This is a genomic window from Aurantiacibacter odishensis (assembly GCF_003605195.1).
Classification (GTDB): Bacteria; Pseudomonadota; Alphaproteobacteria; order Sphingomonadales; family Sphingomonadaceae; genus Alteraurantiacibacter; species Alteraurantiacibacter odishensis.
This window is the reverse complement of sequence record NZ_QYOS01000022.1, coordinates 130,518-144,137: the sequence shown is the minus strand read 5'-3', so window position 1 is coordinate 144,137 and position 13,620 is coordinate 130,518. Positions and strand designations below refer to the sequence as shown.

At 63.4% G+C, this 13,620-nt stretch carries 11 protein-coding genes; 7 read left to right on the top strand and 4 right to left on the bottom strand.

The features are described from left to right. The first annotated feature begins 67 nt into the window (after window positions 1–67). From rpoH to D4Q51_RS06405, 4 genes are all read left to right on the top strand, one after another. Window positions 68–970 (top strand): RNA polymerase sigma factor RpoH, encoded by a 903-nt coding sequence (gene rpoH / locus D4Q51_RS06420; protein WP_205689452.1) that lies wholly within the window; start codon window positions 68–70, stop codon window positions 968–970. 95 nt (window positions 971–1,065) lie between these two features. Further along, on the top strand, window positions 1,066–1,737 hold the full coding sequence (mtgA, locus tag D4Q51_RS06415; protein WP_120076925.1) for a monofunctional biosynthetic peptidoglycan transglycosylase: 672 nt from the start codon (window positions 1,066–1,068) through the stop codon (window positions 1,735–1,737). 4 nt (window positions 1,738–1,741) lie between these two features. Beyond that, window positions 1,742–2,695: a cation diffusion facilitator family transporter gene (locus D4Q51_RS06410; protein ID WP_120076924.1), complete on the top strand. Its 954-nt coding sequence runs from the start codon at window positions 1,742–1,744 to the stop codon at window positions 2,693–2,695. Continuing rightward, complete coding sequence (locus tag D4Q51_RS06405; protein ID WP_120076923.1) at window positions 2,692–3,189, top strand: GFA family protein; 498 nt, start codon at window positions 2,692–2,694, stop codon at window positions 3,187–3,189. Before D4Q51_RS06410 ends, D4Q51_RS06405 begins: the two co-directional genes overlap by 4 nt. 40 nt (window positions 3,190–3,229) lie before the next feature. On the opposite strand, the gene D4Q51_RS06400 is transcribed toward D4Q51_RS06405, so the two are convergent. From D4Q51_RS06400 to D4Q51_RS06390, 3 genes are all read right to left on the bottom strand, one after another. Next, a complete protein-coding gene (locus D4Q51_RS06400; RefSeq protein WP_120076922.1) occupies window positions 3,230–3,442 on the bottom strand; it encodes a hypothetical protein in 213 nt (70 codons plus the stop codon). A 152-nt stretch (window positions 3,443–3,594) separates the two neighbouring features. Then, a complete protein-coding gene (clpX, locus tag D4Q51_RS06395; RefSeq protein ID WP_120076921.1) occupies window positions 3,595–4,869 on the bottom strand; it encodes an ATP-dependent Clp protease ATP-binding subunit ClpX in 1,275 nt (424 codons plus the stop codon). Between the two features lie 200 nt (window positions 4,870–5,069). Next, a complete protein-coding gene (locus D4Q51_RS06390) occupies window positions 5,070–5,765 on the bottom strand; it encodes an ATP-dependent Clp protease proteolytic subunit (protein WP_120076920.1) in 696 nt (231 codons plus the stop codon). Window positions 5,766–5,991: 226 nt separating this feature from the next. Between D4Q51_RS06390 and D4Q51_RS06385 the strand changes: the two genes are divergently transcribed. The 3 genes from D4Q51_RS06385 to D4Q51_RS06375 all read left to right on the top strand — a co-directional run bounded on the left by D4Q51_RS06385 (window position 5,992) and on the right by D4Q51_RS06375 (window position 11,914). Beyond that, on the top strand, window positions 5,992–8,118 hold the full coding sequence (locus tag D4Q51_RS06385) for a TonB-dependent receptor plug domain-containing protein (RefSeq protein WP_162925181.1): 2,127 nt from the start codon (window positions 5,992–5,994) through the stop codon (window positions 8,116–8,118). Between the two features lie 75 nt (window positions 8,119–8,193). Beyond that, a complete protein-coding gene (locus D4Q51_RS06380; RefSeq protein ID WP_120076918.1) occupies window positions 8,194–9,723 on the top strand; it encodes an amidase in 1,530 nt (509 codons plus the stop codon). Between the two features lie 148 nt (window positions 9,724–9,871). Next, window positions 9,872–11,914, top strand: a complete 2,043-nt coding sequence (locus D4Q51_RS06375; protein WP_162925179.1) for a TonB-dependent receptor plug domain-containing protein — start codon at window positions 9,872–9,874, stop codon at window positions 11,912–11,914. 66 nt (window positions 11,915–11,980) lie between these two features. Here the strand turns inward: D4Q51_RS06375 and tig are convergent, their stop codons facing one another. Continuing rightward, window positions 11,981–13,579, bottom strand: coding sequence for a trigger factor (gene tig / locus D4Q51_RS06370; protein ID WP_120076916.1), 1,599 nt, complete (start codon window positions 13,577–13,579; stop codon window positions 11,981–11,983). Window positions 13,580–13,620: the final 41 nt, after the last annotated feature.

The following is a 13,620-nucleotide window of genomic DNA, read 5'->3' as shown; positions in this document are numbered from 1 at the left end:
GCCAAGACCGGGTGCCCAGAAGGGGCCCGATACGAGTGGTCGACAAAGAAGAAAGGTTTGGGACAAAGTGAGTAACAATCGACCCACGGTGCCGGCACTCGGCGGTGAGCAGGGACTCAACCGCTACCTGTCGGAAATCAAGAAATTCCCCGTGCTGACGCCAGAGCAGGAATACATGCTCGCCAAGCGTTACGAAGAGCACGAAGACCCCGATGCAGCAGCCCAGCTGGTGCAGAGCCACCTGCGGCTCGTGGCGAAGATCGCCATGGGCTATCGCGGCTATGGCCTGCCCGTCTCGGATCTCATTTCCGAAGGCAATGTCGGCCTGATGCAGGGCGTGAAGAAGTTCGAGCCCGATCGCGGGTTTCGCCTGGCAACCTATGCCATGTGGTGGATCAAGGCCAGCATCCAGGAATTCATCCTGCGTAGCTGGTCGCTCGTCAAAATGGGCACCACGGCCGCGCAGAAGAAGCTGTTCTTCAACCTTCGCCGGATGAAGAAGCAGCTGGAGGCTTATGAAGACTCCGACCTGTCGCCGGAAGACGTCACCAAGATCGCTACCGATCTGGGCGTGCCGGAGCAGGAAGTGGTCAACATGAACCGCAGGATGATGATGGGCGGCGACGGCTCGCTCAACACGCCGATGCGCAATGGCGAGGAAGGCAGCGGCGAATGGATGGACTGGCTGACGGACGACCGTCCGTTGCAGGACACCATCGTTGCCGATGCCGAGGAAGCCGACGTGCGCCGCGAAATGCTGGTGGAAGCGATGGGCGCGCTCAACGAGCGTGAGCAGCACATCCTGACCGAGCGCCGCCTGACAGAGAACCCGCAGACGCTGGAAGAGCTGTCGCAGGTCTACGACGTCAGCCGAGAACGCATCCGCCAGATTGAAGTGCGCGCGTTCGAGAAGCTACAAAAGGCCATGCAGCGGATCGCCAGCGAAAGGCTGATGCCGCAGGCTGCCTAAAGCCTTGCTGCAACGAACATGAAAGGGCCGGGCGGAAACGTCCGGCCCTTTTTCTTGCTTTTGCTGCGCGCTGCAAATCTAGTAGAGGCACGCGGATGGTCCTGCGCATCCTCAAATTCCTCGCAAAGTTCGTCCTGTGGTTCGTGATCATAAGCGTCGCGTTGGTGATCCTGCTGCGCTTCGTGCCCGTCACCTACACCGCGACCATGCTGATGGACGAGCGTAGCGTGACGCGGAACTGGGAACCGCTCTCTCGCATCGACCGCAACATGGTGAGCGCGGTGATCGCGGCGGAAGACGGCAAGTTCTGCACCCACAACGGCTTCGATACCGAGGCCATCGAGCAGGCCCTGGAAGAACGTGCGCGCGGCGAACGCCAGCGGGGCGCATCGACGATCAGCCAGCAGACCGCCAAGAACGTGTTTCTGTGGCAGGGCGGCGGCTGGTTCCGCAAGGGACTGGAAGCTTATTTCACCGTGCTGATCGAGAACCTGTGGGACAAGCGGCGGATCATGGAAGTCTACCTCAACGTCGCGGAAACCGGGCTCGGCACCTACGGCGTGGAAAGCGGGGCGCAGCGGTATTTCGGACACTCTGCCGCGCGCCTCTCGCCGGACGAGGCCAGTCGTATTGCTGCCGTCCTGCCCAGCCCGAAAACGCGCGAGGCGGTGAATCCGGGTGGCTTTACAGCACGCTACGGGAACACCATCGAGGCACGAATTGACGTGGTAAGACGTGACGGCCTCGATTCCTGCGTCTACGAGTAGGTCGATGGGGTCAGGACATTCTCACGCGCATTCGCATTCGCATTCGCACGGGCACGATCATGGGCACGGACATGGCCACGGCCATTCTCATGCGCCTGCCGATTTCGGGCGCGCCTTCGCCATCGGCATCGTGCTCAACGCGGCGTTCGTCATCGTCGAGGCGACTTTCGGCTTCCTATCCGGTTCGATGGCGCTGGTTGCCGATGCCGGACACAACCTGTCGGACGTGCTGGGCCTGCTGATTGCCTGGGGCGCCAGCGTGGCGGCGAAGAAGCCGCCTTCGGGCAGGTTCACCTACGGCCTGAAAAGCTCCACCATCCTCGCCGCTTTCGCCAACGCGATGCTGCTGCTCGTGGCCATCGGTGCGATCCTGATCGAGACCGTCGACCGGCTGATCGATCCCGTCGAACCGGAGGGCTGGACCATGATCTGGGTGGCGGGCGTGGGCATCGTCATCAACACGGCAACCGCGCTGATGTTCATGCGCGGGCGCAAGCACGACCTGAACATTCGTGGCGCTTTCCTGCACATGGCCGCCGATGCGCTGGTATCCGTCGGCGTGGTGATCGCGGGCGTGGCGATCCTTATGACGGGCTACGTGGTGATCGACCCGATTGTCAGCCTGGTGATCGTGGCGGTGATCGCCTGGGGCACATGGGGCCTGCTGAAAGACAGCGTGAAGATGGGCCTGCTCGCCGTGCCCGACGGGATCGACGACACCGAGGTGCGCGCATACCTGCGCGGCCTGCCGGGGGTGGAAGCGGTGCACGACGTGCATATCTGGCCGATGAGCACGACAGAGACAGCGTTGACCGCGCACCTCGTGATGCCGGGTGGCCACCCGGGCGATGCCTTCCTGCGCGAAGCCTCGCATGAACTGGAGCATCACCACGCGATCGGCCACGTGACGCTGCAGGTCGAAACCACGTTCGAGGACTGCAAGGAGGATTGCGGGTGAGCGGTGGGGCGGTGCGCGAAGGAGGCTGCGCCTGCGGCAGGACCCGCTATCGCATCACGGGCGAGCCGATCATGGTGCACCACTGCCTGTGCTGCCAGTGCCAGCAGCAGACCGGCTCCACCGGCGTCGTCAACGGCTTCTGGGAGAGCGACCGCGTCGAACTGCTATCGGGCGAACTGGCGGAATTCTGCGTGCCCGGCGGCAGCGGGGAGCCGCACACCATTGCCCGATGCAAGGACTGCGGCACTGCCGTGTTCAGCTATTACGGTCGGCTGGGGAGACTGATGACGGGCGTTCGTACCGGTTGTCTGGACGAGCCGGGCAGTATCACGCCCGATGTCACCATTTTTACGGCCGAAGCGATGCCGTGGGTCCGTTTCGATGGCGATATCCCGCAGTTCGAAGGATATTACGACCCGCGCGAAGTGTTGCCGGAGGAAAGCCTCGACCGGCTTCGCGCGCTGGGACAGCGGCGCAAGGCCGGAGAGGGCTGAAACAAAAAGGGCGGCCCTCAAGGCCGCCCTTCGTGGCAGGTCAACCGCCCTGCTGGTGCTCTTCGCCCTCGGTGGGCTCCTGCGTCGGCACTTCGCCGGTGGGATCGCTTTCGACCAGCTGGGCCACCTGTTCGTAAACGGCGGCGTTCTGGTTCATCTGATCGGCCACGGGCGGGTTCTGTTCGCCTACCTGGCGGAAGAACATCGAGGCATCACGCAGCATCTTGGCGGCGAGTTCGTTGTTGGTCGGCATAGTTTAACTCCTTGTGGGGGTTGCCCCTGCGCCGTGCAGGGGAGGTCAGGCGCGCCGGGTCGTCAGGCACGCGGAAGGGCGGCCCCGAGGGACCGCCCGTGATCTTCCGGAAAAGTGGGTGAACCGGGTGGGAGGCTGGATGCGGCAGGCGATTACGCTGCCGCTTCCTTCTTGCCCTTGCCGTTGTCGTTGGCGAGCACGCGGACGGGTTCCTTGCGGCCCTCCACCACGTCAGCATCCACAACGACTTCGGTCACGTTATCCATGCTCGGGAGGTCGAACATGGTATCTAGCAGCAGGCCCTCGACGATGGAACGCAGGCCACGCGCGCCGGTCTTGCGCTTGATTGCCTTCTTGGCGATGGCTTCCAGCGCCTCGTCCGTGAACGTGAGTTCCACGTCTTCCAGCTCGAACAGCTTGGCGTACTGCTTCACCAGCGCGTTCTTCGGTTCCTTCAGGATCGTCACCAGCGCATCGGTATCGAGATCGTGCAGCGTGGCGATCACCGGCAGACGACCGACGAATTCGGGGATCAGGCCGAACTTCAGCAGGTCTTCCGGTTCGCACTTCTCCAGCATTTCGCCGATCTTGGCCTTGCTGGGATCTTCCACGTTGGCACCGAAGCCGATGGAACGCTTTTGCAGGCGGTCACCGATGATCTTTTCCAGGCCGGCAAAAGCGCCGCCCACGATGAAGAGGATATTGGTGGTGTCCACCTGCAGGAATTCCTGCTGCGGATGCTTGCGGCCGCCCTGCGGCGGAACGGAAGCAGTGGTGCCTTCCATCAGCTTCAGCAGCGCCTGCTGCACGCCTTCGCCCGACACGTCGCGGGTGATGGAGGGGTTTTCCGCCTTGCGCGTGATCTTGTCGATCTCGTCGATGTAGACGATGCCCTGCTGCGCCTTCTCGACGTTGTAGTCGGAGCTTTGCAGCAGCTTGAGGATGATGTTCTCCACGTCCTCGCCCACGTAGCCCGCTTCGGTCAGCGTGGTGGCATCGGCCATGGTGAAAGGCACGTCGAAGGTGCGCGCCAGCGTCTGCGCCAGCAGGGTCTTGCCGCTGCCGGTGGGGCCGACGAGCAGGATGTTGGACTTCGCCAGTTCAACATCGTTGCCCTTGCCGGAATGCTTCAGGCGCTTGTAGTGGTTGTGCACGGCGACGGAGAGCACGCGCTTCGCGCGGTCCTGCCCGATCACGTAGTCGTTCAGCGTTTCGCAGATGTCGATGGGGGCAGGCACGCCGCCATCCTTGCGTCCGCCAAGGCCGCTCTTGGCCTCTTCACGGATGATGTCGTTGCACAGCTCCACGCATTCGTCGCAAATGAAGACCGTGGGGCCTGCGATAAGCTTGCGAACCTCGTGCTGGCTCTTGCCGCAGAAGCTGCAGTAGAGGGTGCTTTTGCTGTCGGTTCCGCTCAATTTCGTCATTACTTTCGTCCTGTGCGCCCGAACTATGGCCCTTTTGCGGGGCGTGAGCGCGGGATTCGGCCTGCCAATCTAGGGCAGGCACGATGAATATCAAACAAATGAAACCCTATCATCCCCGGCTTGCGCCAGCCTGAAGGTTCAGGGTTGCCAAAATGCTACAACTCTCATGCGGGCTATCAACGCGCATGAGAGCCGCCCACCTATTCGCTTTCCTGCGTGGGAGCGCCGCCGCTACCGTCGCGGTCGTGCTCGCCATCGTCCTTCGGGCGGTGGGCGAAAACGGCATCCACGATGCCGAATTTCTTGGCTTCCTCGGCTTCGAGGAAGGTATCGCGGTCCATCGCCTTCTCGATGTCGGAAAGGCTCTGGCCGGTGTACTGCACGTAGAGATCGTTCATCCGCTGGCGGATGCGCAGGATCTCGCGTGCCTGGATCTCGATGTCGCTGGCCATGCCGCGCGCGCCGCCGCTGGGCTGGTGCACCATGACGCGGGCGTTGGGCAGGGCCACGCGCATACCGGGTTCGCCTGCGGCCAGCAGGAACGAACCCATCGAAGCCGCCTGGCCTACCACCACGGTGCGCACCTTCGGCTTGATGTACTGCATGGTGTCATGGATCGCCATGCCAGCCGTCACCACGCCGCCGGGCGAGTTGATGTACATGGAGATATCCTGCGAATTCTCGGATTCGAGGAACAGCAACTGCGCCACGATCAGCGAGGCCATGTTGTCTTCCACCTGGCCGGTGACAAAGACGATGCGCTCGCGCAGCAGGCGGCTGAAAATGTCGAAGCTGCGTTCGCCGCGGCTGGTCGATTCGACGACGACTGGCACCAGGGCGCCGGTGACGGGATCGGTGGTGAAACGGTCTTTGTTGTCGCCGAACAGGTCGAACATGCGTGGTCCTCTTAACTCGTGTTTCAGGGCCTATGTCGCCTCTAGGCCGCTTCGGTTCAAGGGGGTTGGCGCAGCAACCTTCAGATTCCGTTTATCGGCCCGCAATCGCCCCTCGTCGATTGATCGGGTGATGATCGCCATTTGTCGATGAGTGCGGGCCGAGCGCGCAAGTTTCCCCTGTAACGACCTCAACGACTACAAGTGTCATTGAGGGATGGGACTGAACTTGCGCAATTTTCTCGGCAGCACCGCAGCCATCGCCCTGCTTTCCGCGGCATGGCCCGCACAGGCGCAGGAAGCGGCAATCGAGCCGCTGGCCGACACATCGCGCAGCGGCACGGCCGAGGAGCCTCTGGCGCCCGCGCCCGACGCGACCGAAGTCGCCAGTGGCAAGCGCATATTCACGCCGATTGACTTTTCCCGCTTCGCCCCGCGCAACGCGCTGGACATGCTGGAGGAAGTGCCCGGCTTCACCATTCGTGGCGAGGACGGCGCGCGCGGGCTGGGGCAGGCAACCGCCAACGTGCTGATCGACGGCGAACGTATCACCAACAAGTCCGAAGGGGTGTTCACCCAGCTCAGCCGCATCGGCACGGACCGGGTGGAGCGCATCGAGATCGTCGACGGCGCAACCTTGGGCATTGCGGGACTTTCCGGGCAGGTCGCCAATGTGATCACCCGGCCCGATCCGCTGAGCGGCCGCTTCACCTATCGCGCCAGCATTCGCCCGAAATATGCCAAGCCCAGCTTCATCGGCGGCGAGGTCTCGCTGAGCGGGGCGAGCGAAGTGCTGGAATGGACCGTGGCGCTGGCCAACGGCACGGGGCGCGGCGCGGCGGGCGGGGGCGAGCACCTGATCATAGGTCCGACGGGCGAGATTCTCGAAAGGCGCGACAGCCGCTCGCAATTTGTCGGGGACTTCCCGCGCATTTCAGGCCAAGTGCAATGGACCAGCCCCGGCGGCACGGTGATCAACGCCAATGCGAATTACCGGCGCTCCTACCAGAATTACCGCGAGGATCAGGACCGCGACCTCGTGGACGGCATCGACCGCTTCCGCGCGTTCGAGGATCGCTACCGCGACTGGGGCTACGAACTGGGCGCCGACGTGCAATTCGATCTCGGGCCCGGCCAGATCAAGCTGATAGGGCAGGAAAGCTACACCCGCGCCCGCTCCCGATCGGATTCCATTCTCGACTTCGCCGACGACAGCCCGGATGCAGGCAGCCGCTTTGCCGCTTACAGCGAACGCGGCGAACACATTGCCCGTGCGGAATACAGTTGGGCGATGATGGGCGGCGACTGGCAACTGGACGGGGAGGCCGCGTTCAACCGGCTGGAGCGCGTATCCTCGCTGTTCGATCTCGACCCGTCGGGCGAGTTCGTGGAGGTCGCTTTCCCCAATGGCACCGGCGGGGTGACGGAAGATCGGTACGAGATGATCCTCACCCACTCGCGCAGCCTTGCGAGCAATCTGACCATGCAGATCGGCGGCGGCGCGGAATACTCGACCATCGCACAGACCGGGGCAGGGGGGCTGACACGCAGCTTCTGGCGGCCCAAGGGCTCGGTCAACCTCGCCTGGCAGGTGGAGGACGGGCTCGACCTGTCCATCGAAGTGGCGCGCACGGTGGGCCAGCTTTCTTTCGGCGATTTCCTCGCCAGCGTTTCCCTCAATCAGGGGCAAGCCAATGCCGGGAACGTCGAACTGGTGCCGCCGCAGACGCTGGAGGTGAAGCTGGATGCGACGAAGGACCTCGGCAACTGGGGCAGCACCGAATTGCGCGTGTTCGCCCAGCGGATTGAGGATTACATCGAATTCATCCCCGTGCCGGGCGGACTGGAAACGCGCGGCAATATCGACAGTGCGACGCTCTATGGCATCCGCTGGAACAGCACTTTCCAGCTCGAACCCATCGGCTTTCGCGGGGCGCAACTGGAAGTGACGGTGGAGCTTGAAGAAAGCGAACTCACCGACCCGCTGACCGGCGAACGCCGCAGCATCGGCGGGCACCAGGACCGCGAAGTGGACGTACAACTGCGCCACGATGTACCCGGCAGCGACTGGGCCTGGGGCGTGGGCGCGGAATACAACCACACCCTGCCCTTCTATCGGCTGGGGGAGACCGGCGTGAACGACGAAGGGCCGACCTACACCTACGCTTTCATCGAGCACAAGGACGTGTTTGGCATGACCGCCGGCCTTACCGTCTTCAACCTCACCGACGGGCGCGCGCGGCTGGATCGCTACGTGTACGATGGCTATCGCGACCGCAGCCCGCTGCTGTTCCGCGAGGTGCAGGACCTGTCGGTGCAGCCGATCTTCAATTTTCGGTTGAGTGGAGACTTCTAGTATTTGCTCGCCTATCGCTTCGCTACTTGAGGCTGGGTATTGCGGAGCGCCGGAATGCAGCGCAAAAGGTTGCCCATGAAAACAACCTTCGGGCTGCTCGCCGCCACCGCACTCCTTTCCGCCACAGCTGCCGCGCAAGATGTTGTCCCCCGAGCCGATGCCACGCCAGGCACCCTGCGCGAGCCGGTGGTCGTCGACCCGTGGACCGGACGATCCGAAGGCGACATTCGCCACCTGGACCAGCGGCTCAATTCCATCATCGTTGCCGATTTCTCCGCGCTCGAAGCGCCGCAGGTGCCCGACACGCTGCTGGACGGGCGCACTGTTTTGCTCAAGGACAACATCGAAGCTCGCGAATGGCCGACGACGGCAGGCTCGCTGGCGCTTGCAAACAACGCCACGGGCCGCGATGCGCCGCTGGTGGCCAACCTGCGCCGCAACGGCGGGGTGGTGCTGGGCAAGACCAACCTGTCCGAGTGGGCCAATTTCCGCAGCACGAATTCCACTAGCGGGTGGAGCGGCGTTGGCGGGCAGACGCTCAATCCCCACGCCACCGATCGCAACGCCTGCGGCTCTTCCAGTGGCAGCGGCGCGGCCGTGGCGGCGGGTTTTGCCTGGGCGGCCATCGGCACGGAGACGGACGGCTCCATCACTTGTCCTGCCAGCGTGAACGGTGTGGTCGGCTTTAAACCCACGGTCGGCATGGTCAGCCGCGCCCGCGTGCTGCCGCTGAGCGAAAGCCAGGACACCGCCGGCCCGATGACGCGCAGCGTGCCCGATGCGGCGTTGTTGCTGACGGCTATCGCGGGCAGCGACCCGCTGGACCCGGCAACGGTGCAGGCAGACCAGTACTACGGCGATTTCACCGTCGGGCTGGCCGATGCCTCACTTGAAGGCGTGCGCGTGGGCGTGGTGCGCAATCGCTATGGCGGGTTCGAGCCGCTTCGCGTGGTCTGGGAACAGGCGCTGGAAGACCTGCGCGCTGCCGGGGCCGAACTGGTGGACGTGGAATTCACGCCCAACGGCGAGATGGGGGAGGCCGAGTACACGGTGCTGCTCCACGAATTCCAGCGCGATATCGACACTTACCTGAAAGATAGCCCGGCGGACATTCCGGTGCGTTCGCTGGAAGACCTGATCGCGTTCAACGAGGCCAATGCCGATCGCGAAATGCGCTGGTTCGGGCAGGAGATTCTTGAAGCCGCGCTCGAGACGACAGATACCGAGGCTTACGAAGAGGCCCTCGCCACGTCGCGGCGGCTGGCGCGCGAGGAAGGCATCGATGCGATGCTGGCCGCAAACGACGTCGCATTCCTGGTGGTGCCGACGCGCGGCCCCGCGTGGAACGTGGACCTCGTCCTTGGCGACCATTTCAACGGTGGCATCGGGATCGGCAGCCTTGCAGCGATTGCGGGCTACCCGCACCTCACCGTGCCGATGGGCCATATCGAGGGCCTGCCCGTCGGCCTTTCCTTCATCGGCCGCCAGTGGGACGATCACGCCATCCTGAAAGCGGGCGCAGCTTACGAGCGTGCTCGCAGCGCCGAGATACCCGAGCCGCGTTTCGCGCCGTGGCAGCCCTGGCCCGTAGCGGCTGAACAATAACCCCTCGCGATTGATCGTCCCGCTTTACCTCGATCGCTTTTCGGTATAGCGCGCCGGACAAAATCAATCTGGGAGGGTTTTTCGCGTGTCTATCCGCTGTCCACGGGCCGCCTTGCGGGCGCTGGCCGTGGCGCTTGTCTTTCCATCGGTGCCGGCCCTGGCCGACGATGCCGACACCGCCTCCGCGCCGCCGCAACTGGCGGAGCGCGAAGGGGAAGGCGCGACTGCACGCGAAATCTATTTCCCTGCCGATTTCGAACGCTTTGCCCCGCGCAATGCCGCCGACCTCGTCGAGGAAATTCCGGGTTTCGAGATCGACGACAGCGGTGACGGCAGTCGCGGGTTCGGGCAGGCGCAGGGCAACCTGCTGATCAACGGGGCGCGGATATCCAGCAAATCGACCAGCACGGCAGCGGCGCTGGCCCGCATTCCCGTCAGCAACGTGGTGCGGATCGAGGTTGTCGACGGGGCCACGCTGGATATTCCGGGCCTGTCGGGCCGGGTGGCCAACATCATCGTCCAGCAGGGCGGCCTGACTGGCCAGTTCGAATGGCGGCCCGAAGTCTACTCAGGCATCGCCAATCCCAACCTGTTCGATGGCGAACTGTCGATCTCTGGCAGCAGGGGGCCTCTCGATTTCACCGTGGCGCTGGAAAACAGTCCCTTCTATCGCGGCTCGCAAGGGCCGGCGATCTTCACTGACGCGCTGGGTGTGGTGGACAAACGCAACAATGCCTCCTGGGGAGATTCCAATCGCCCGACGCTTACCGGCCGGTTCGAATTGGCCGTCTCGCCGAATGTGACCGCAAACCTCAACCTGAGCGGCGGCATCGGCATCTTCCGCAGCGGAGAAACGGAACGGCGGGTGGAGGGAAATCCTCTCGATCCTTTCCTCGAACAGTTTCGCGCGACAAACGACGAGTTGTTCTACGAGATCGGGGCAGACATCGAGTTTCCATTCGGTCCCGGCAGGCTGAAGCTGATCGCGCTGGAGGCGTTCGAGGACGGCGACTTTCTGACCCGCTCCCTGCTGGACGTGGGCGTGCTTCCCACCAGCGGCACCCAGTACACCCGCGACCGGCAGACCGGAGAGCGGATCGGGCGCGCCGAATATACCTGGCGCATGTGGGGCGCGGACTGGCAGGCCTCTGGCGAGGCTGCCTTCAACCGGCTGGACCAGGTGGGGCGCCTCTTCGCCTTCGATCCGGTGGTCGGGGAATATGCCGAGCTTGACTTCCCGCAGGGCGTGGGCGGCGTGCGGGAGGACCGCTATGAAGGTCTGCTCAGCGTCGGCTTTCCGATCACCGAGAACCTTTCGGTGCAAATGGTCGGCGGCGGCGAGTATTCGCAGATTTCGCAGACTGGCAGCAACGCCCTCTCGCGCACGTTCCAGCGGCCAAAGGGCTCGCTGGCGCTGGCATGGGCACCGGCGCAAGGGCTGGATATCAACCTGGAGATCGCGCGCCGCGTAGGGCAGCTCGATTTCGGTGATTTCCTCGCCAGTGTGAACCTGACGGAAGACCAGCAGAACGCGGGCAACAATTCCCTGCGCCCGCAGCAGAACTGGGACGTCACGCTGGAGGTCGCGAAGAATTTCGGTATCTGGGGATCGGCAACGCTGACCCTCTTCGACGAACGGATCGAGGACCTGGTGCTGATCGTGCCGGTTGCAGGCGGCGGCGAAGCGCGTGGCAATATCGCCGATGCCCGCCGCACGGGTGCCAGCCTTACCGGCAGGCTTGAGCTGGAGCCGCTGGGGTGGCGCGGCGCCCAACTGGATATCCAGATGGACATTGAGGGTTCATGGCTGGACGATCCGGTAGAGGGCTTCAGTCGCCGCTTTGATGGCAACAATCCGTTCGAGCTGCGGCTCGATTTCCGCCACGACATTCCCGAAACCGACTATGCCTGGGGTTTCGATTTCCGCGATACTGAGCGCGCGCTGTTCTACCGCGTGGAAGAGGTGTTCTTCGATCACGCGCCCAGCACGTTCGGATCGGTGTTCGTGGAGCACAAGGACGTGCTTGGCGCCACGGTGCGTTTCCGCGTCGGCAACGTGTTCGATGCGAACACGACCCTGATCCGGACTGTTTATGCCGGGCCACGCGGCGATGCGCCGGTATTGTTCACGGAAGATCGCCGCCGGGATATCGGGCAGACGTTTCGCCTGAGCATAGCAGGCAACTTCTAGGAAAATTCCAGCAAAAAGGCCGATCCTCCCCATGCCGCGGGCACGGGGAGGAAATCAGGCAAGCGCTCAGCTGTCCTTCTTGGCAGCAGTTTTCTTGGCCGCAGCTTTCTTGGCCGGAGCTTTTTTGGCCGGTGCCTTCTTGGCCGCAGGCTTGGCATCGGCATCGTCAGCCTTCTTCGCTGCCGCCTTCTTGGCAGGTGCCTTCTTCGCAGGAGCCTTCTTGGCGGCGGGCTTCTCGTCGGCGTCCTTCTTGTCGTCGGACTTCTTGGCGGCAGCCTTCTTGGCCGGAGCCTTCTTCTTGGCGGCGGGCTTCTTCGCCTTGTCGGCTTCTGCCTCTTCCTCTGCCTCGATCGCGGCTTCCAGTTCCTCGCGCGTCACTTCGCGTTCGGTCACTTCGGCCTTGTCGAACAGGAAGTCGACGACCTTGTCTTCATAGAGCGGGGCGCGGAGCTGGGCCTGGGCCATCGGCTCGCTGCGAACATACTCCACAAACCGCTCGCGGTCTTCCGGGCGATACTGCTGCGCGGCCTGCTGGATCAGCATCTGCATTTCCTGCTGGGTGATCTCCACGCCGTTGGCCTGGCCGATTTCCGACAGCAGCAGGCCAAGGCGCACGCGGCGTTCTGCGATGCGCTTGTAATCGTCCTTCTCGGCTTCGATTTCCTTCAGCGCGGCTTCGGGGTCTTCTTCCTTGGCGGCTTCGGCCTGAAGCTGGTTCCAGATCTGCTCGAACTCGGCTTCCACCATGGTCGGCGGCACGTCGAAATCGTGGTCGGCAGCCAGCTTGTCGAGCAGCTGGCGCTTCATCTGCGTGCGGGTGAGACCGGCGCTTTCCTGCTCGATCTGGCCCCTGATCAGTTCCTTCAGCTTGTCGAGGCTTTCGAGGCCAAGGCCCTTGGCGAACTCGTCGTCGATCTTGCTCTCGGTCTCGACTTTCACCTGCTTCACGGTGACGGCAAACTGCGCGTCCTTGCCCGCCAGGTGCTCTGCCGGGTAATCTTCGGGGAAGGTAACGGTGATGGTCTTCTCATCGCCGGTCTTCACGCCGGTCAGCTGTTCCTCGAAACCGGGGATGAACTGGCCCGAACCGATCACCAGCGGCGCGTCTTCCGCCTTGCCGCCTTCGAATTCCTCACCGTCGATGCTGCCGACGAAGTCGATGATCAGTTGGTCGCCGTCAGCGGCCTTCTTGGTCTTGGCGGCGTCCTTGTAGCTCTTCTGGCCCGATGCGATGCGCTCCAGCGCTTCGTTCATCTGCTCGTCGGAGACGGGCACGGTCAGCTTTTCCAGCTTCAGACCTTCGACGGAGGGCGCTTCGATTTCGGGCAGCACTTCCACTTCGACGGTCAGCTCGGCATCCTTGCCCTGCTCGTAACCGTCGGCCATTTCCACTTTCGGCTGCAACGCGGGGCGCAGCTTCTTGTCCTTGATCAGGCCATCCACCGATTCGCGCACCGTGGTGTTCAGCACGTCGGCGTGCAGGGCGTCGCCGTGCATCTTGCGCACGAGGTTGGCCGGCACCTTGCCGGGGCGGAAACCGGGCATGCGCACCTGCGGGGCGACCTTCTTCACCTCGGCATCGATCTTCGCATCGATATCCTTGGCCGTGATGGTGAGGGTGTAGGCGCGCTTGAGGCCTTCGTTGGTGGTTTCGACAATCTGCATGGTCAGCCTTTGCTCAATACTCTTTCAAAGGTTCGCACAGG

Coding starts and splice junctions, on each gene's coding strand:
- mtgA (WP_120076925.1), top strand. CDS start 1,066: ATGGTCCTGCGCATCCTCAAATTCCTCGCAAAGTTCGTCCTGTGGTTC.
- D4Q51_RS06410 (WP_120076924.1), top strand. CDS start 1,742: ATGGGGTCAGGACATTCTCACGCGCATTCGCATTCGCATTCGCACGGG.
- D4Q51_RS06400 (WP_120076922.1), bottom strand. CDS start 3,442: ATGCCGACCAACAACGAACTCGCCGCCAAGATGCTGCGTGATGCCTCG.
- clpX (WP_120076921.1), bottom strand. CDS start 4,869: ATGACGAAATTGAGCGGAACCGACAGCAAAAGCACCCTCTACTGCAGC.
- D4Q51_RS06390 (WP_120076920.1), bottom strand. CDS start 5,765: ATGTTCGACCTGTTCGGCGACAACAAAGACCGTTTCACCACCGATCCC.
- D4Q51_RS06380 (WP_120076918.1), top strand. CDS start 8,194: ATGAAAACAACCTTCGGGCTGCTCGCCGCCACCGCACTCCTTTCCGCC.
- tig (WP_120076916.1), bottom strand. CDS start 13,579: ATGCAGATTGTCGAAACCACCAACGAAGGCCTCAAGCGCGCCTACACC.